Origin of the sequence: Corynebacterium aurimucosum (genome assembly GCF_046895345.1) — a bacterium.
GTDB lineage: Bacteria > Actinomycetota > Actinomycetes > Mycobacteriales > Mycobacteriaceae > Corynebacterium > Corynebacterium aurimucosum_G.
Genome location: NZ_CP160096.1, coordinates 2,546,721 through 2,565,927, shown reverse-complemented (window position 1 = coordinate 2,565,927; position 19,207 = coordinate 2,546,721). Strand labels below are relative to the sequence as shown.

14 protein-coding genes are annotated in these 19,207 nt (G+C 61.6%); 5 read left to right on the top strand and 9 right to left on the bottom strand.

The features are described from left to right. Window positions 1–339: 339 nt before the first annotated feature. From ABZS45_RS12035 to ABZS45_RS12020, 4 genes are read right to left on the bottom strand one after another with little or no spacing between them, the layout of a single operon-like run. Window positions 340–1,515: a multidrug effflux MFS transporter gene (locus ABZS45_RS12035; protein WP_412100033.1), complete on the bottom strand. Its 1,176-nt coding sequence runs from the start codon at window positions 1,513–1,515 to the stop codon at window positions 340–342. Beyond that, a complete protein-coding gene (locus tag ABZS45_RS12030; protein WP_412100032.1) occupies window positions 1,512–2,276 on the bottom strand; it encodes an ABC transporter permease in 765 nt (254 codons plus the stop codon). The genes ABZS45_RS12035 and ABZS45_RS12030 overlap by 4 nt, the downstream gene beginning before the upstream one ends. Then, the gene (locus ABZS45_RS12025; RefSeq protein WP_412100031.1) at window positions 2,276–3,214 is read right to left on the bottom strand and encodes an ATP-binding cassette domain-containing protein; all 939 of its coding nucleotides are present in this window, start codon (window positions 3,212–3,214) and stop codon (window positions 2,276–2,278) included. The genes ABZS45_RS12030 and ABZS45_RS12025 overlap by 1 nt, the downstream gene beginning before the upstream one ends. A 39-nt stretch (window positions 3,215–3,253) precedes the next feature. After that, entirely contained in the window at window positions 3,254–3,742 is a 489-nt protein-coding gene (locus ABZS45_RS12020) for an NUDIX domain-containing protein (RefSeq protein WP_070524690.1), read from the bottom strand. A gap of 84 nt (window positions 3,743–3,826) precedes the next feature. Between ABZS45_RS12020 and ABZS45_RS12015 the strand changes: the two genes are divergently transcribed. The 3 genes from ABZS45_RS12015 to ABZS45_RS12005 are packed head-to-tail and all read left to right on the top strand — an operon-like array spanning window position 3,827 to window position 8,942. Then, window positions 3,827–5,263, top strand: a complete 1,437-nt coding sequence (locus tag ABZS45_RS12015; protein ID WP_412100030.1) for a hypothetical protein — start codon at window positions 3,827–3,829, stop codon at window positions 5,261–5,263. Then, window positions 5,263–6,354: a glutamate ABC transporter substrate-binding protein gene (locus tag ABZS45_RS12010; protein WP_412100029.1), complete on the top strand. Its 1,092-nt coding sequence runs from the start codon at window positions 5,263–5,265 to the stop codon at window positions 6,352–6,354. The genes ABZS45_RS12015 and ABZS45_RS12010 overlap by 1 nt, the downstream gene beginning before the upstream one ends. After that, entirely contained in the window at window positions 6,354–8,942 is a 2,589-nt protein-coding gene (locus ABZS45_RS12005) for a tetratricopeptide repeat protein (protein ID WP_412100028.1), read from the top strand. The genes ABZS45_RS12010 and ABZS45_RS12005 overlap by 1 nt, the downstream gene beginning before the upstream one ends. Here ABZS45_RS12005 and ABZS45_RS12000 read toward each other — a convergent pair. Beyond that, window positions 8,939–10,159, bottom strand: a complete 1,221-nt coding sequence (locus ABZS45_RS12000; RefSeq protein ID WP_412100027.1) for an acetate kinase — start codon at window positions 10,157–10,159, stop codon at window positions 8,939–8,941. The genes ABZS45_RS12005 and ABZS45_RS12000 overlap by 4 nt on opposite strands. After that, window positions 10,160–11,524 (bottom strand): phosphate acetyltransferase, encoded by a 1,365-nt coding sequence (gene pta, locus ABZS45_RS11995; RefSeq protein ID WP_412100026.1) that lies wholly within the window; start codon window positions 11,522–11,524, stop codon window positions 10,160–10,162. It abuts the gene before it with no gap. A 354-nt stretch (window positions 11,525–11,878) separates the two neighbouring features. Here pta and ABZS45_RS11990 point away from each other — a divergent pair, with 354 nt between their 5' ends. Both ABZS45_RS11990 and ABZS45_RS11985 read left to right on the top strand, forming a co-directional pair. Then, window positions 11,879–13,993, top strand: coding sequence for a glucose PTS transporter subunit IIA (locus ABZS45_RS11990; RefSeq protein ID WP_412100025.1), 2,115 nt, complete (start codon window positions 11,879–11,881; stop codon window positions 13,991–13,993). Window positions 13,994–14,151: 158 nt separating this feature from the next. Beyond that, on the top strand, window positions 14,152–14,979 hold the full coding sequence (locus ABZS45_RS11985; RefSeq protein WP_412100024.1) for a PRD domain-containing protein: 828 nt from the start codon (window positions 14,152–14,154) through the stop codon (window positions 14,977–14,979). 6 nt (window positions 14,980–14,985) lie between these two features. Here the strand turns inward: ABZS45_RS11985 and purT are convergent, their stop codons facing one another. The 3 genes from purT to ABZS45_RS11970 all read right to left on the bottom strand — a co-directional run bounded on the left by purT (window position 14,986) and on the right by ABZS45_RS11970 (window position 19,031). Beyond that, a complete protein-coding gene (gene purT / locus ABZS45_RS11980) occupies window positions 14,986–16,332 on the bottom strand; it encodes a formate-dependent phosphoribosylglycinamide formyltransferase (protein ID WP_412100023.1) in 1,347 nt (448 codons plus the stop codon). A gap of 171 nt (window positions 16,333–16,503) precedes the next feature. Beyond that, on the bottom strand, window positions 16,504–17,796 hold the full coding sequence (locus tag ABZS45_RS11975) for an adenylosuccinate synthase (RefSeq protein WP_412100022.1): 1,293 nt from the start codon (window positions 17,794–17,796) through the stop codon (window positions 16,504–16,506). 149 nt (window positions 17,797–17,945) lie between these two features. After that, the gene (locus tag ABZS45_RS11970) at window positions 17,946–19,031 is read right to left on the bottom strand and encodes a hypothetical protein (protein WP_412100021.1); all 1,086 of its coding nucleotides are present in this window, start codon (window positions 19,029–19,031) and stop codon (window positions 17,946–17,948) included. Window positions 19,032–19,207 lie beyond the last annotated feature (176 nt).

Below are 19,207 nucleotides of genomic sequence, written 5' to 3'. Positions count from 1 at the left end.
ATCTGACTAGAACCATCTCTGAGGATGGCAAGAGCCTCGCCCTGATGTACTCGCCGCGCGCGTGGAGGATGACAAAAGGCATCTAGCAAAAGGCGTCTCTCAAGAGGCGTTTTTGGTCCTAAAACGCCAACTAGCGCCCGCAAAAGGCGTTTTCAGAAGCAAAGACACCCTTTGACTGATGCCTTCTGCAGTGCGCCGTTTGCAAGATGCCTTTTGTTAGATGCCGTTTGCAAGGCACCAACTGCGTAGCACACTGTGCTCGGTGTCTTGTGACGGTACCCGTTTGCTCGGTGGCTTGTGCTCGGTGGCTTGTGCAACGTCCTCGTGCACAGCGCCGCGCTAGGCGGCGCCGCGGGACAGCCGCGTGGACGCCACAAGGCCGCATAGCGAGATGAAGCTGCAGCACACCATTCCGATGGCCATGGTCAGCGCCGCATTTAAGCCCCATCCCATGAGCGGGCTGATGGCGCTGGCTAGCAAGGACTGACCAAAGCCCATGATGGCGGACACGCTGCCCGCGCGCGGGCGCATGAGGCCCGTGGCCAAGGCGGTGGCGTTGCCCATGATGAAGCCGGTCGGCGCCACGCAGGCAAAAAGTACGATGAGGCAGACCCAGACCGGAGCGCCGAGCGACACCGATAGCAACAAGAGCACTCCGCAGACAAAGACACCGGTCACGCCGATGCGCAACATGACCGCCGGGGAGAGCGAATCCATCGCCCGCGAATTCACCAGCGTGGCCGCGAAAAGGCCCACGGAGTTGATGCCGAAGATCAGCGAATAGCCCAGCGGTGAAAAGCCCCACTGTTCTTGCACCACGAAGGCTGAGGCGGAGATGTAGCAAAACATGGAGCAGAAGCCGAAGGCCATGGTCACCAAGTAGCCCCACACCCGGGCATTGGTCAGCACCGCCCAGTAGTTGCCCGCCACCGTGCGAAACAGCCCGGCGCGGGAGCGCCCGCCCGCGGTTTCCGGGACGATGACAACCGCCAGTACCAATTGCACGGCATGCAGCCCGGCGAGCACCCAAAAGATGCCGCGCCAGCCCAGCGGCTCCGCCAGGACGCCACCGAGCACCGGGGCCACCGCCGGCGCGATACCTTGCAGTGCCATGAGCAGCGAGTAAGCCTTAGCAGCCGCCGATCCGTGCACAAGGTCAGGAATCACCGCGCGGGCCAGCACCACGCACGCTCCCCCGCCAAGCCCCTGCAGTACACGCGCGGCCACGAGCACGGTGGCCGTCGGAGCCATCGCTGCCAACACGGAGGCCACCAGCGCGAGGGAGGCACCGGCGATGAGGAGGCGCTTGCGCCCGATGGCGTCGGACAGCGGGCCCATCACGAGCTGGCCGATACCCATGCCGATGAAGAAGCCCGAGATGGTCAGCTGCACCATGGCCCGGGTGGTGCCCAGATCGGAGACAATCTCCGGCATCACCGGCAAATACATATCTGTGGCAAAAGGCGCTGTTGCGGACAACAGCGCCAATGTAGCCAGGAGTGGATAGGGGATCACGCGTCGCGATTCTCCAGAACAATCACGCCCAGGATCCACAAGACCGCGGCCCAACAGAAGAAGACGAGGGCCTCAAAGCCCACCGATGACCAGGGCGCGTTCTCATCGACATAGCCCAACGCCCAGTTCTGGAAAGCGGTAAAGGGCATGAAGTGAATGACCTTATCGCCCACAGCGGGGAGCAAGCGCACCAAATTTTCAAGACCCATGTACAAGATGAGGGAAATCGCCACCGTGCCGGCGGTCTGCCGTAGCAGCAAGCCCAAACCTTGGACGAAGACAACCGCGCCAAACGCCGCGACCGGGAATGCCCACAGCATGTGCTTGCCGTCGTCGCTAGAGAAAGGCTGGAAAGCCTCCGCCGCCGATTCATTCGTCGTCATATCCGCCAACACGAAGATGTACACCAGGCTCAAGAAAGCAATGATGGCCGCAATCACGCCGTAGAGCAGCAGCTTGGCACAGGCCACGGTCCAGCGCTTCGGATTAGCCATGAAGGTCAAAGATTGCGTTTTATAGCGGTACTCCGTGGTCACCACCATCGCGCCCTGGATCATCATGATCGGCATGCCCATGAGCAGGATGATGGAGCTCAAGGCCCGCTCCTGCAGCGGGCTAATTCCTAGCACGGCTTCGCCCGCGTTGAGCGAATTCAGCAGCGTCCAGCCCGTCACGATGAGAATGATGAGGGCTGTGGTCCACCAGAAGGACTTCGTCGTGCGCAGCTTCGTCCACTCCGAGTGAACAGTATTGAGAAACATTAGCGCTGTACCCCTTCCTGCGGTGCTTCCGCCTGGTACTGCACCGCGCGTTCCGTCATAGCCACATAAGCCTCTTCCAGCGAGGCGCGGTGGAGCGTCAATTCCGTCAGCGGCACACCCGTGGAGTAAGCCAGCTGACCCACGTAGTCCGTGGTCTGGTGAGGGATCACCAGCGTTGGTCGCTGTTCCTCATCGGCCGACTCGTGGTAGGAAATTCCGGCCTCCTTGAGCGCCGAGCCGAACTCGCGCAGGTGTTCCGAGCGCACGATAACCGAGGCACTGGAGTTTTCCTTCACAAAGTCATAGGTGCGCTGATTGGCCAAGAGCCTGCCACGGCCGATCACCACGAGGTGGTCCGCCGTTTGTGCCATCTCCGCCAGTAGGTGGGAGGAAATGAGCACCGTGCGGCCTTCTGCTGCCAGCGCGCGCACGAGCGAGCGCACCCAGCGAATGCCCTCCGGGTCCAGGCCATTGACCGGCTCATCCAGGATCAGCACGCCCGGGTCTCCCAGCAATGCGGCCGCCAGGCCGAGGCGCTGGCCCATACCGAGGGAGAAGCCGCCGGCCTTCTTACCCGCAACATCAGCCAGACCCACAAGCCCCAGCACTTCATCGACGCGAGAGGTCGGGATGCCGTTGGCTTGCGCCATCCACGTCAGATGGTTGGCGGCGGTGCGATTGGCGTGGACCGCTTTGGCGTCGAGAAGCGCGCCCACCTCACGCAGCGGGTTATTCAGCTCACGGTAGGGCTTGCCGTGCACCAAGGCGGTACCAGCGGTGGGCTTGTCCAAGCCCAGGATCATGCGCATCGTCGTTGATTTTCCAGCGCCGTTTGGTCCCAGAAAGCCGGTCACTTGTCCCGGCTCCACCTGGAAGGTGAGGTCATCGACGGCGCGGACAGACTTGTACTGTTTGGTCAGTCCGGCTACTTCAATCATGTCCTACAGCGTGCCACAGGTTCCCGCCGCGCGCCTGTATCAGCTGCCGTTTTCTTCCCAATACTTCAGCAGCCGCGGTAGTGCTTCCCGGAAGGGAGCCAAAAGCTCCAGCTCTTCTATCTGGTTAAAGGGCACCCAGCGCAGCTCAGCAGATTCTTCGTTGGCGGTCGTGGCCAAGCGCTGCCCCGAAAGAGTCCGCGCCAACACCGTGGTATAAGTCCAGCCTTCCTCGAAGGGCCCGGCGGTAACGAGCGAGCCTAGAACCTCGACGTCCGCCGGCGAGATTCCGGTTTCTTCCTCCGTTTCCCGCAGCGCGGCCTGCTCCGGTGACTCCGGCTTATCCCGCGCCCCGCCCGGGATTCCCCAGGTCCCACCGTTATTCGTCCACGTAGCGCGATGCTGCAGCAGCACGTCATCCCCCGCCACCAAGAAAAGGCCAGCAGCTCCGAACTTGCCCCACACCGGCACCCCGCCCGGACCTTTAGACCAGCCATCACCGGAAAGCTCTGGGTTAACGCGTGTACACATGCCTTATACGATACGCGAGAATTAGCCCACGCCATCCTGCCCCAAATCATCGCGCGATGGGGTGTGGGGCGCTATCCTAAGGGAATGACCGGCCCGGCCACCGAACTGCGCGAGCACTCCCCCGAATCATGGGGCGATCATTGGCTCGATGAGGTCACCGAGCCTGCTGCCCCGGCTTTCAGCCGCCCCACACAGCTGGCCATGAGTTCCTTCTCCGGCCCAGCGCGCGTCCTCCGGCGCCTCTACAGTTTCGCCGCCACCACGCCCGGCAAGCTGTTTACGGTCACCGTCATCCTGACCGCGGCGCTTGCGGCAGCCGGGTTTTCTATGTCTTCTTCCTCGGCCGCGCGCCACGATGACCTGGATACTCTGCTGACCTCCACGGAGCCGATGTCGAATGCGGCGCATCACCTCTACACCAACCTGTCTCTGGCCGATACCGTGGCCACCACCGGCTTCGTGCAGGCGGGCGTGGAGCCGGAGGTGAACCGCAACCGCTATAACGAGGCCATCGATGCCGCGTCCGTCGCCGCCACGCAGGCCATCGTGGGCACCTCTGCGGAGGATGAGCGCGTGCGCGAGCTCGTCACCTTTATCCAACGCAAGTTGCCGGTGTACACCGCCCTCGTGGAAAAGGCTCGCGTTAATCACCGCGCGGGCCACGCCGTGGCGAATTCCTATATGTCCAATGCCTCAGCGCTCATGCGGACCCAGATCCTCCCCGCCGCCGCGGAGCTGTTCACCCTGACCTCGGAAAAGGTGAGCCAGCAGCAGCAGCGGCTGACCCGGCCGCAGTGGGTGCCGCTGTCCGGGCTGGTGGCCGCGCTCATCTTCCTCGGCTTGGCGCAGTGGTGGCTGTGGCGGCTGACCCGCCGCCGCTTCAACCGCGGTTTCGTGGTAGCCACGGGCCTGTTGTTCCTCGCGCTGGTGTGGGCCTCCGCCTCCAACTTCGCCACGTGGGCCTCGGGCCACCAGGGTTTCGAGACGGTGTCGCGCCCCTGGGACTCACTGACTGCCTCGCGCATTGAGGCCCAGCAGATGCGCACCTCGGAGACTCTCGCGCTAGTCTTGCGCTCCTCCGAGCAGGACATGTCCGTTCACTTTAGCTCCACGGTGTACTCCGTGGACCAGGCCCTGCGGGACTATGAGCAGGCGCTTAACGACGACGACTTCCCCTCCTCCGATCCCTCCCTGATTCCCCGCGCCAAGCAGGCAGTGGAGGACTGGACATCCACGCACGAGAAGTTCACCGAGGACCTTGCCATGGGCGACTACGATGCTGCCCTCTACCAGGCCACCGCCATCGATCCGGATGGTGACCCGACCGCCGCCAGTGCTTTCAACGCCGTGGATAGCTCCTTGGCAGCGCTCATCGATCAAGCCCGCGATGCCATGCGCACCTATCTGGTCCAGGGGCTCAATGCCATGACGATGGTCTCGACCGGCGTGCTCCTGGCCACCTTTGGTGCGATTATTTCCGTGTGGCTAGGTATTCGTCCCCGTCTGCAGGAGTACCTGTGATGCGCCGCCGAAACTCTCAACGCTTAGCATGGACCACAGCCTTGCTTTTGCTCAGCAGCGCCGTGGCGCTCAGCGGCTGTGAGCCGGAGCCGCCCAGCGCGCCGGATCCCATCCTGCCCTCCACCGCGAACCTTAATTCCACGCCGGGCCCGCCGCTGCCGGAGGATGCCATTATCGAGCCCGCCGGCAGCGGCGAGGTGTCCAAGCAAAGCGATGCAGAAGCCTACGGCTCCTATCGCCCGGACGATAAGACGCCGGAGGAGCGCGTGCCCGATATCCTGGCGCGCGGCCGGCTTATCGTGGGTGTGGATCGCTCCAATAACCTGCTCAGCTACCGCGATACTGCCAGCGGCGAGGTTCGCGGCTTCGAGGTCGATATTGCTCGCGAAATCGCCCGCGATATCTTCGGGGATCCCAACAAGGTGGACTTCCGCTTCGTGGAGGCTTCCGAACGTGCGCGTGCGCTCAATGATCGCACGGTGGATATCGTCATCCGCACCATGACGATTAGCTCCAGCCGCCAGCGCGAAGTCTCCTTCTCCATTCCCTATATGCAAACCGACGCGCGTTTGCTGGTGCTGAAGAACTCCGGCATTGAGTCCATCGCGGATACCGCTGGGAAGACCTTGTGTGCGACAAAGGGTTCCACCATGGTGGACGCGATACGCACGCACGCGCCTGCTTCCGACATCCTGGAAACCCGCGCCTGGGGCGATTGCCTCATGGCCCTGCAACTGGGGCAAGCGGATGGCATCGTGGTGGATGATGCGCTGCTCTCCGGCATGTTGGCTCAGGATCGCTACACCGAGATTGTCGGTGCTCCCCTCGAAAGTCAAAACTATGGCGTGGCCGTGCGCAAACCCGATGGCACGTATGATTCGCGCCCGCTTATCCGCCAGGTGAACTCCACGCTGGAGCGTATTCGCAAGGACGGGACCTGGCAGAGGCTCTTCAGCACGTGGTTGGGAGATTATATGGATCAGCCGGTGCTCCCGGCGCCTAAGTACCTCGATGAGACCCCACCCGCGACGGAATCCCAGCCGAGTTCCCCAACCAGCAACCCACCCGGCGAGAAGAAGGAGGGACACTAATGTCGCACCGCTTCAGCGAGGATGAGCTCGATCACCTCACGCCCGAAGAGCACGAGATTGCGGAGCCCGAAGCTCCTGCCGACGCCACGCAGGCCGTCCGCTTCGATCCTTTCGCCGATGAGGAGGACGGTCTCTCGGAGGATCACCTTCTCAGCACCTCGCCTGCGGAACCAGGTGATCCGGGAACAGCAGCCTCCGGCGCCGACAACACGGAAGCCTCCGACCGCACCGCGGCCGTACCTTTCGATCCTTTCGCTGACGACCCCGACGAGGATGATCCCACCGCCACTGGCGCCGTCCTCTCCCCCGCCGGTCAGCCCGGCACGCACGGCACCGCGACGAACAAGCCTGGCGAAGGCGAATACGTCGATTCAGACAATATCGCCGCGCTCATCGAAGAGCTGGGGCAGCTGCGAGATCGTCGCAAAGCAGAGGACCCTTCGCAGGCTTCCCACCGCCGCGCGCTCGATACCTTCCGCCAGCGCCGCAGTACTAAGCGCACCGACCGCGAAGTGGCCGATGGCATGGCCACCTTGCCCTTCGTCGTCCCGGATGATCCCACTCAAGCACTCATCGATCCGCAGGATGCGCCCCGCGCCGCCCCGCCGCAGCTTAAGCCGGGTGACATGGTGGCGGGCCAATACGAAATCCTCGGCGTGCTGGCGCATGGCGGGCTGGGTTGGATCTACCTGGCCAATGACCATTTCGTCTCCGGGCGCATCGTGGTGCTCAAGGGCATGCAATCCACCAACTCCGCCGAAGAGACGGCGACTGCAGAGGCGGAGCGTGAGTTCCTCGCGGATATCACGCACCCGAATATCGTCAAGATTTTCAACTTCATCGATGATCCCCGCGTTCCCGGCGGCTTCATCGTCATGGAATACGTCGGCGGACCTTCGCTGAAGCAACGCCGCAACGACCAAGCCAATGACCGTTTCCCGGTCGATACGGCCATTGCCTATATCTTGGAAATCCTGCCCGCCCTGGATTACCTGCACGCCCGCGGCGTGGTCTACAACGACTTAAAGCCCTCCAACATCATCGTCACCGAGGACCAAGTCAAACTCATCGATCTGGGCGCTGTCTCCGGGATCGGGGCCTTCGGCCACATCTACGGCACGCAGGGGTTCCAGGCACCGGAAATCGCCACCCAGGGCCCCTCGGTGGCCAGCGATATTTATACCATCGGCCGCACCCTGGCCTGCCTGACGTTGAAGCTGCCGGTGGAGGATGGCGTCTATAAGCCCGGCCTGCCCTCCCCCACTGAGGAGCCGCTGCTGCGCCGCTACCTTTCTTTCTACCGCCTGCTCTTGCGCGCGACTGATCCGGACCCGGAGCAACGCTTCGCGTCGGTCTCCGAGCTGCGCGACCAGCTCTTCGGCGTGCTGCGCGAGGTCATCGCGCTCCGTGATGGCATCCAGCACCCAGCTCAGCACTCTGTCTTCTCCCCACAGCGTACGACCTTCGGCACGAAGCATCTGGTCTTCCGCACCGACCAGCTCATCGATGGCATCGACCGCACCGTCCGCATCACCGCCCCCGAGGTGGTCTCCGCGCTGCCCATCCCGCTGGTTGTCCGCTCTGACATCGGAGCCCCGCTGCTGCAGGGCTCCTCCTATACCGAGCCGCAGGAAGCGCTGGAAACCCTGCGCCAGGCCATGCAGACCCCGGAGTATGAAGAGTCCGCCGAGATTCCCCTCGGCGTGGTGCGCGCCATGATTGACCTAGGCTATATCGGCCAGGCCCGCGAGTGGCTGACCTCGATCGAGGAACGTTTGGGCAAGGATTGGCGCTTCCACTGGTACTCGGGCGTGACCGAGCTGCTTTTGGATAAGTACCGCGAAGCACAGGCACACTTCGCGCACGTTCTCGACGTGCTGCCAGGTGAGGCTGCACCGAAGCTGGCCATCGGTGCGGTCAACGAACTCATCCTGCAGCAACTTGGTTTTTCGGAAGCCGCGCTGATCGACGCCTCCGTTGCCCGCGCCTGCGCCAACCTCACCACCTCGCTGGCGGATTTGCCCAATGATGCTTTTGAGGACCAGCCGGGCATCTGGGACCACATCACTGATGATCCGGCCCACCTGCGTTTCAACTCGCTGCGCCTCTACGGCATCGTGTGGGCGACGAACCCGACGACGGTCTCCTCCGCCTTCGGCTTGGCCCGCCAGCTGCGCGCCGAGCACCAAGTTGAGCTCGCCGTGGCCACCTTGGATAAGGTCCCCAATGCCTCGCGTCACCACCGCATGGCCCGCTTGACCACGGTTTTACAGCTCATCGTGCATGATCTCTCCGAGTCCCGCATCCGGCGCGCCGCCCGCCGCCTGGAGGAGATTCCGCAGAACGAGCCGCGCTTCCTGCAGATCAAGATTGCGGTCATCTCTGCCGGGCTGACCTTCCTGCGTGAATCAGACCTCGATGCTGCGGCCTCCCCCAACGATCTTTTCGAGTTCCCCTTTACCCAGCGCGGCCTGCGCTATGGCCTGGCGGATACCCTGCGGGCACTGGCCCGCCAGGCTCCGTTCGCCCGCCACCGCTACGCGCTGGTGGACCTAGCCAACAAGGTCCGCCCAGTCACGATGTTTTAGTACAGGCCCGCCTCCCGGGCCATGGCCGCGATACCCGCGGACTTCTGCGCGATGGCCAGCTCCTCGTTCGTCGGCACCACGAAGACCTTGACCTGCGATTCCGCGGTCGAAATCATGCGTGGCTCCTTCGAGCGCACCAGGTTGGCTTCCTTATCGAAGTCAATGCCGTACATGTCCAGGTTATACAACGAATCCTGGCGGACCTCGGTATCATTCTCACCCACGCCGGCGGTAAACGTAATCGCGTCCACGCGGCCCAACGCAATCATGTACGCACCAATGAAGCGGCGCAGCTGGTGGATGTAGATGTTATAGGCCAGCCAGGCGTCTTGGTCCTCGTTGTTGATGCGCTCGCGCAGCACGCGGAAGTCGTTGACACCCGCAATGCCCTTCACACCGGAGCGCTTGTTCAGAAGGTTGTCGATCTCATCGATCGACATCCCTGCCTCACGCGAGAGGTGGAAGATAATACCCGGGTCAATATCGCCCGAGCGCGTGCCCATGGCCAGACCCGCCAGCGGGGTCAGGCCCATCGAGGTATCGATCGGGCGGCCGTTGCGAATCGCCGCGGCGGAGGCACCGTTGCCCAAGTGCAGCGTGATCTGGTGGACGTGCCCCGGGTCGCGGTCAAGAAGCTTCGGTACCTGCTGCGAGACAAACTCGTGGGAGGTTCCGTGGAAACCGTAACGGCGGATATCGTACTGCGAGGCCACATCATTGTTAATGGCGTAGAGTGCTGCCGCCGGCGGCATGTGGTTAAAGAAGGCCGTATCGAAGACCGCCACGTGCGGGATTTCCGGTAGCAGCTTGCGCGCCACGCGGATGCCGTCCAGGTTGGCCGGATTGTGCAGCGGTGCGAGCGGAATGAGGTCCTCGATCATGGACTCGATCTGGTCCACGATGAGCTGCGGCTCGCTAAATAGGCGCCCGCCGTGCACCACGCGGTGGCCCACGGCGATGACCTCGACATCCGTCGGGCCTACACCGTGCTCGTGCATGATGCCGAATGCGCGGTCCAGACCGAAGGAGTGGGTGGGAATCTCCAGCTCTTCCTTGTATTCCTCACCGCCCGTCTTGACGGTCACCGCACCCTGCGGCTCGCCGACCTGCTCCACCAAACCCGAGACCAGCGGGGCATCCGTGGCCGAGCTCTCCGGGTCCACGAGCTGGAACTTTACCGAGGAAGACCCCGAGTTGAGAACGAGTACGTACGCCATCTACTTCACCCCTGCCTGGATAGCGGTGATAGCCACCGTGTTAATGATGTCCGGAACGGTCGCGCCACGCGAGAGGTCATTGACCGGCTTGTTCAGACCCTGCAGAATCGGACCCACCGCCAATGCACCACCGGTGCGCTGCGCCGTCTTATAACCAATGTTGCCGGCCTCCAGGTCTGGGAAGACGAAGACCGTGGCCTTACCTGCAACGTCGGATTCCGGCGCCTTCTTGGCTGCCACGCCTGGGTCACAAGCAGCGTCGAACTGCAGCGGACCATCCACCGCCACGGAGGAGTCAATGCCGCGAGCCACCTCGACGGCCTTGACCACCTTCTCCACGTCCGGGCCCGCGCCCGAGGTGCCCGTGGAGTAGGACAGCAGCGCCACGCGCGGATCCAGCCCAAACTGCGCTGCGGTCTGCGCGGAGACAATAGCGATTTCGCCGAGCTGCTCCGGTGTCGGGTTCGGGTTCACCGCGCAGTCACCGAAGGCCCACAGTCGGCCCGGCATCACCATGAGGAAGATGGAGGAGACTACGGAGGCCTCCGGCTTGGTCTTAATGATCTGGAAGGAAGGCTTAATGGTGTGCGCCGTGGTGTGCGCCGCGCCGGAGACCATGCCATCGGCCAAGCCCTTGTGCACCATCATCGTGGCGAAGTAGGACACGTCCTTCATCGTCTCGCGCGCCTGCTCCAGCGTCACGCCCTTCTTCTTGCGCAGCTCCGCGAAGTCCGCCGCAAACTCTTCTGCCAGCGGAGATTCCAGGTGGTTGATGATGTCCACGCTGGACAAGTCAATCCCGAGTTCCTGGGCGCGCTTCTCGACGTTCCCGTCACCCAGAATCGTCAGCTTCGCCACCTTGCCCTTGATGAGCTCACCGGCAGCCTCCAAGATGCGATCATCTTCGCCCTCCGGCAGCACGATGTGCGCGCCAATCTCGCGGGCCTGATCCAAAAGCTGCTTCTGGAAGAGCTCAGCGCTCATATAAGGTTCGATCTCTTCCAGGGAGGAAATCGCACTGGGGACTGAGGAGACGTCGTCAATCGCGCCCACCACGGTGGCGCCCACCGAGCGCGCGTGGTTCAGCGCCAGTTCCGCGGCGCGTGCGGGTGCGGCGGAAATCAGCACGAAGGGCAGGCCCAGGGCGGCGGCGGCCTTGGCATCAAAGTCCATAACGCCGGTGCCCTGGAGGACCAGGTTGCCCGTAGGGGCATTCTCCAGAACTTCGCTGAGCGTGGTTCCCAAGTCATCTACCAGGGCGAAGGTGGCCCCTAGTTCCTGAGCCACAGCAGCAACGTCCAAACCGTCGAAGCCGCGCCCAATGACGCTGATGAAGGCGGAATTCCGTGAGGACTTGGCGGTCATGAGAAACCTTTCTCTGCTTAAAAAGCGTGTACCCGGGCTCACATAGTGGGGCACACAGTGACACTATGACACTTTCACAGTACGGGAACGCACCTCTTCTCGCCGCCGACCTACCACTTTCCATCAGCAACTCCCCAGGCCACTGGCACCTCACCCGAAGGCAAAGTGTGCTATTCCACAGAAACTTGTCTCCCGTGAGCAGCCCGGAGTAGGCTCCTAACCAGGATTGTTACTTCGGGCAAGACCTAGGCTCCCCACTCTTAGCCGCGTGGGGATGGTTCGCTATGAACCATTGTGGCCTAGGTCTTTTGTGGTTTTTAGCCACAGCGCCTGACTACTCTCGAAAGGATTCTCATGTCGACAGAGACTCGCTCGGCAGCCGAAGCCATCTTGGATGGCATCGGCGGGGCGGACAACATCACCTCTTTCACGCACTGCGCCACCCGCCTACGCTTCGAGCTGGCTGATGCCTCGAAAGCCGATAAGGAAGCACTCGAATCTATCCCCAAGGTCATGGGTGCTGTGCCCCAAGGCGGGCGCAACTACCAGGTCGTCATCGGCGGTGACGTGGCCACCGTCTATGACCAGATCAACGCTCTCCCGCAGATGAAGAATGCCGGCGGTGCCGATGGCCGTTCCAATGACGATGTCAAGGCCGCCGCCCGCGCCAAGTCCAAGGGCAAGCTGCCATGGATGGATACCTTCTTCGAGTATCTCTCCGATTCCTTCCGCCCGATTCTGGGTGTGCTGCTAGGCGCTTCCCTGGTCATCGCCTTCGCATCGGTGCTGGATGCCTTTGGCGTCGTGGACTTCCGCTCCCCGGACAAGCCGGCCTCCTGGTTCTTCGTGGATGCCATGTGGCGTTCAGTCTTCTACTTCCTGCCGGTGATGGTGGCTTATAACGCCGGTAAGAAGCTGCGCATCGACCCCTGGGTCCCCGCCGCGATCATGCTCGCACTGTTCACCCCGGAGTTCCTCGATCTCTCGGAGAATCCCGCGGTCCAGTGCGTCACCAACGACACCCTCGGTGCAGAGCAGTGCTCCATTGAGATTTTCGGCATGACCATGCAGCTGCAGGACTACGGCGGAAACGTCTTCGTCCCGCTCATCATGGCTGCTGTTGCCGCGCTCTTCTACAAGGGTTTCCAGAAGATCATTCCGTCCGCGGTGCACATGGTCTTCGTCCCCTTCCTCACCATGATCGTCCTCATCCCGCTGACGGCCTTCCTCATTGGCCCCTTCGGCGTATGGGCCGGTAACGGCATTGGCGCCGGCCTGTCCTGGATGAATGACAACGTTCCGTTCGTCTTCGCCCTGGCCATCCCGATGCTCTACCCGTTCCTGGTTCCGCTGGGCCTGCACTGGCCGCTTAACGCCCTCATGCTGGTCAATATCCAGACTTTGGGCTATGACTTTATCCAGGGTCCAATGGGCGCATGGAACTTCGCCTGCTTCGGCGCCACCGCTGGTGTGCTGGCTCTGTCCATCCGTGACCACGACAACGTGATGCGCCAGACCTCCGGCTCTGCTCTCCTGGCCGGCCTGCTCGGTGGTGTGTCTGAGCCTTCCCTCTACGGTATCCACCTGCGCTACAAGAGGATTTACCCGCGCATGCTGGTGGGCTGCTTCGCTGGTGGCCTGACCGTGGCTCTGCTGACCCTGGGCACGAACGGCATTACTACCGATGCCTTCGTCTTCACCTCCCTGCTGACCATCCCGGTCTTCACCCCGATGGCCAAGTACGCCATCTCCATTGCGGTGGCCTTCTTCGTGGCCTTCCTGCTCATCCTCTTCACCGACTACCGCACCCCGGAGGAGCGCGCTGAGGCCAAGGCCGCCCGCGAGGCAGCCGAGAAGGCCGAGCTCGACAACGCCAACAACGCTGACAACGCCGCGCTTGCCGACGCCCCCGCAGCCACCGCCACTGCCGGTGCTGCTGCTGGCGCCGGTGCCGCCACCGCTACCGCTACCAAGGCAGATGCCCCGGCCAAGGCTGCTGAGCCCGCCGCTGGCACCACCACCGACATCGCTTCGCCGTCTAGCGGCAAGGTTGTCCCCATGGCTGAGATCGATGACCCGGTCTTCTCTGCTGGAACGCTCGGCGATGGCGTCGGCATCGTCCCTGAGGGCAACGACGTTTACTCCCCGGTGAGCGGCACGATCGTCAGCGCTATGAAGTCCGGCCACGCCTACGGCATCAAGACCGAGGACGGCGTGGAGGTCCTGGTTCACATCGGTATCAACACCGTGAAGATGAAGGGCGAAGGTTTCGCCCCGGCCGTCAAGAAGGGTGACACTGTCAAGCAGGGCGAGCTGCTTGCCACCGTTGACTTTGCCAAGGTCACCGAAGCCGGCTACGACACCACCATCGTCTTGGCCGTGACCAACACCAAGGCACTGTCTGCCGTCACTCCGGCTGGCCTCAACCACGCCGCCGCTGGCGATACGGTCATCACCACGACCCGCTAAAACACCCACTAGGGAACCTTTAGCACGCCTTCAATGAACCCTGACTAAGCTGGCTCGATGTAATCACCATCGTGGCCGGCTTTAGTCGTTTTGTACCTCAACCGGCTAGCCTCATCCGGCTAGCCTTAACAAGTTAACCTCAACCAGAAAGGTGCCTTGTGCAACTGCTGCGAGTATTCAATAACAACGTCGTTCTCGCACGGCGCGGCGCGGAGGACGTCATTGTCACCGGCCGCGGCATTGGCTTCCAAGCCAAACCTGGCACTGAGGTTGACCCGGCCAAGGTGGTGAAAGTCTTCGTCCCGGATACCGGCCGCGACCCGGACCACCTCGCCGCCATGATTGCCGGTATCCCCGGCGAGTACGTGCAGCTGGTCATCGATGCCATGCATTCCGTCGACATGTCTGAGGCTCTGCGCAGCAAACTCACGCTCGTCGTGGCGATTGCGGATCACGTCCACGGCGCGGTTTCCCGCGGCACCGCAATCGCCTACCCCTTAGAGGCTGAGGTCCGACATCTCTACGCCGAGGATTTTGCTCTGGCGCAGGACCTGCTGACCGCCATCAACAGCGGTCTGCACAAGCCACTAGCCCCCGACGAGGCCGTGGCCATCACCCTGCACTTGGTCAACGCCGGCTTCGCGGTGGGGGATCTCTCCGGCACCTACCGCATGACGGGCCTCATCCAACAGATCCTGGCCGTCATTGGATCTCACAACGACACGGAGCTCAACAGCGAGGACATCTCCGTCGCCCGCTTCATCACGCACCTGCGCTACCTCTTCGTACGCATGGCGGAGCACCAACAGCTCGACTCCGACGACCGCCAAGTGGCCACCGCCATCTCCGCCCGCTACCCCGATGCCGTCGAGACCGCCCAGATGGTAGCTAACCTGATTGAGCTGCGCCTCGACAGCGCTTTAACCCCCGATGAGGTCTCCTACCTAACGCTGCATATCGCGCGCTTGGAAGATGCTTCAGTCTAATGAGTCCTAGTCATCGGCGGAGCGAATCAGCTTTGGGTCGACATCGACAACCGGCTCCGGCACCTCAATAACCTCAATGTCGGAGACGGCAGTGGCGGTCGGCTCCACCGGCTGAGATTCAGCATGGACAGTTTTATCAGCATTCGGCCCTACAGTAATCTTTCCCGCCGCCAGCGCCGCCCTGTCACGGGCGGTCTCAACGTCGTCGGCAGTCGTAGCCACCATCCCCATACGTCGACCTGCATACGCCCACGGCTTACCAAACAGACGCACATCCGTCTCCTCGTAGGAGAGAGCAGTGTCGAGGCCAGAGTAGGAGACATCATCAAGCTCTGCGTCCGCGTGCAAGATAACCGCAGCACCGGGGCTGACCAATGTCACGTCAATGGGAAAGCCCAGAATCGCACGGACATGTAGCTCAAACTCAGAGAAGCGCTGTGTATATCCAGTCAGCATGGCGGTATCCAAAGGACGCGGAGAGACGGAGGAGAAATACACCTCATCACCCGCAACAAAAAGCTCAACGCCGTAGACGCCACGCCCACCCAATTCATTAGATATACGCGCCGCAACAGAGCGTGCGTTCGCCAGGGCGTCCTCACTCATCGCCATGGGCTGCCAGGACTCCACCAGGTCACCCTTCTCATGGCGGTGACCAATGGGCTCACTGAACCACGTAGCCATCTTGCCCGTAGCCGGGTCAATGGAGCGCACAGCAAGCAGCGTGACCTCATAATCAAAGTCAACGAAGCGCTCCACCACTACGCGCTTATACTCCGAGGACACGTGTCGCACCATGGACCAGGCCTCCTCCACGTCCTCTTCTTCCTTAAGAAGGATGTGGCCCTTCCCGGAGGTCGTAATATCCGGCTTCACGATGCACGGCAGCCCCAACTCCCCCACTGCCTCCTGCAGCTGTTCAGCGGACTCAGCAAAGCGATAGGCAGTGACGGGGAGGCCGATGCTTTCAGCTACCTCACGCACGCTCTCCCGGCACTGCGTCAGCTCACAGGCCCGCGCCGTCGGCACGACGGTAGTTCCGAATTCCTCAATGCGCTTCAGCGCCTCCACCGCGACGGTTTCCACCTCTGGGACCACGTAGTCTGGCTTGATCTTCTCAGTCAGCTCCCACACCTTGTACGGGTCCCTAATGTCTGCGATGTAGCTAAAGTGCGCAAGCTGCTGCGCGGGTGCTCCTGCGTAGCGGTCCACGGCGTGGACCTCAAGCCCTAAGTTCTGAAAGGCAATTACCAACTGCTTGCCCAGCTCACCCGCCCCCAAGAGCAGCACCTTGGTGGCGTTTCCTGTCAAAGGGGTTCCGATCTGGCCTGCGATGTCGCCTACGGTAGTCATTCTCGAATTATCGCACACTTTTGGCACTGCCTTGCTTGGCGACGTCCCGCCAGGTTCCCACCATCCGGTTCTAGAGTCTTTAGCAACACCAAAATAGTAAAATCGTCCCATCCCTCTCCACGTGGTGGTTTAGAAGGGCGGGACGATGAGCGCGCTAGACTGATTGGCGCCTTACTGATCTTGCATGACGTCGTGGCGCACGATGGTCTGGTCACGGCCGGGGCCGACGCCGATGTAGGAGATGCGGCATCCGGAGAGCTCCTCAAGGCGCAAGACGTAGTCCTGTGCTTTCTGCGGAAGCTCCTCGAAGGTTTGGCAACCAGTGATGTCCTCATCCCAGGCCGGCATGGTCTCAAAGATGGGCTCGGCGTGGTGGAACTCAGACTGGGTCAGCGGCATCTCGTCGTAACGCTTGCCATCGACGTCATAGGCCACGCAGATGGGAATTTCCCCAATGCCGGTGAGCACGTCCAGCTTGGTCAGGAAGTAGTCCGTGAAACCGTTGACGCGGGTGGCATAGCGGGCAATGACGGAGTCATACCAACCACAACGCCGCTTGCGGCCGGTGTTAACTCCGATTTCACCACCGGTGGTCTGCAGGTACTCGCCCCACTTGTCGAAAAGCTCGGTGGGGAAAGGACCAGCGCCCACGCGAGTGGTGTAGGCCTTAATAATGCCCAGGGAGGTAGCAATGCGCGTCGGACCAATGCCGGAGCCCACTGCAGCGCCGCCGGCAGTCGGGTTCGAGGAGGTCACGAACGGATAGGTGCCGTGATCCACATCCAGCATGGTGGCCTGGCCGCCCTCCATGAGGACGTGCTTGCCTTCATCAAGAGCTTGGTTCAGTTCCAGCTCAGCCTCAATAACCATCGGGCGCAGGCGCTCGCGGTAGCTCAGGAAGTACTCCACAACCTGGTCCGGCTCAATGGCCTTGCGGTTGTACATTTTCACCAGCATCTGGTTCTTAATGTCCAGGGCGGATTCAACCTTCTGGCGCAGGATGGATTCATCGAAGATGTCCTGCACGCGGATGCCGATGCGAGCAACCTTGTCGGCATACGCCGGACCGATACCGCGGCCGGTGGTGCCGATGGCGCGCTTGCCTAGGAAGCGCTCCTGCACGCGGTCCAAGGTCTGGTGGTACGGCGCCACGAGGTGGGCGTTGGCGGAAATCTTCAGGCGCGAAGCGTTAGCGCCACGGGCTTCAAGGCCATCGATTTCATCGAAGAGGGCCTCCAGATTAATCACCACGCCGTTGCCCAGGACCGGGGTGGCGTTTTCAGAGAGAATGCCGGCGGGAAGGAGCTTCAGCTCGTACTTCTCGCCGCCGACCACGACGGTGTGGCCGGCATTGTTACCGCCGTTGGGCTTAACTACGTAATCGACTTTGCCACCGAGGATATCGGTAGCCTTGCCCTTGCCTTCATCGCCCCACTGGGCGCCGACGATGACGATCGCTGCCATGTTTGGTGTCACTTCCTATTTATTGAAGTCAAATACGCACCTACTTTACCTGCCATGGTGGTGCAGCGGTGAGATTGTGACATGCTCGTCAGGAATTGATGTGTTGGCAGCACGCGGCACAGCCCACTGCAGGTACAGCACTAACCCGTTTAGACGGTTTCGGTGGCCGAGTCGTTGCTGTCAGAGTCCTCGTTATCGAAGTAGATCGTGTCGTTAGTGAACATCAGGCGCGACTTGTCTGGAGTGCTGACGATGATGCCGTCGTCAACAACCGCAATCTGGGCTTCGATGTCACCGATGCCAATTCGGTAGAGCCCGTTGCCCTCGATCTTTGTGCCGTTCGTCGGAACTTCGTCGTCATACTGGGTGAACTCAGTGCTGCCCTCTAGCGGCAGGAAGGTCACCAAGTTGAATTCCATGCCCTCCGGCATTGGGGTCTTGGCACCCTTGATGGCCCAAGTCCCGCCGTCGCCATGCGCACAGTCAATGGCGTTGTTTTCCTCAATAATGCCGCAGACCATGTTCCAGCCCTCGGCGGAGATAGTGAAGAGCTCTTCGCCGCGGAGGTCTTCTTCATCCTTAGCCAAATCTGCGGACTCAGTCGGTTCCGAGTCCACGTCGATGAAGAAAATGTCGGAGTTCACACCATCAAAGGAGTTTTCCATGGACGTGGCTTCGGTCCCTGGGCGCTTGTTTACTTTGCCCTCGACACCGACGATGTCGCCATCGGTCTTGGACTCATAGGTATAGCCCTCACCGTCCTCCTCTACCTCTAAGGAAGAGGACGTGATGTAGAGAGCATCCTCGTCCCTGAGATCGCCCCTGGAGAAGAAGACGGGGACTTTGACATCCTCCCCATCAAACTCGCCTTCCAGCACCACGTAGCTGAGGAATTTGCAGGGATCGTATTCATCCTCACCGACGCTTACGTCCTCAAACTTCTCGGTGGAGCCCTTCACATAGGCTTCTTCATTCTCCAGGACCTTGCTGAGTTCGGTGTCCTCGAGGTCTTTATCCTCATCGCAGTTAGCGTTGGCGCTTGAGGAGGTTGCACTGCTGGACGTCGAGGTGGCCTTAGAAGAAGTAGTCGTCACAGAACTCGTCACGGACTCGGCGGCAGCCTCGGTGAATCCGGGCTCCTCAGCTTCCGTCAGGGAACCGCCGATGAAGCTGCACGAGCTCATCAAGAGACCAGCGGTGGAAACAAGCGCAAGGGTTGTCATACGAGCGGACATGGTGGTTACCTCCAGCAGTTAGACAAAGAAGAATTGAGTGGAAAAGTTGAGTATTAAGAAGTTTGGTGTTGCCTTGGAGCCTACTGGCGGAATGTGACGTGCACTACTTTTCTGGGGAAAGCTCCGCTGCTCGTGCGTCGCTTAAGGCGCTTTTTAGCCAAGCTCTGCCGACGCTT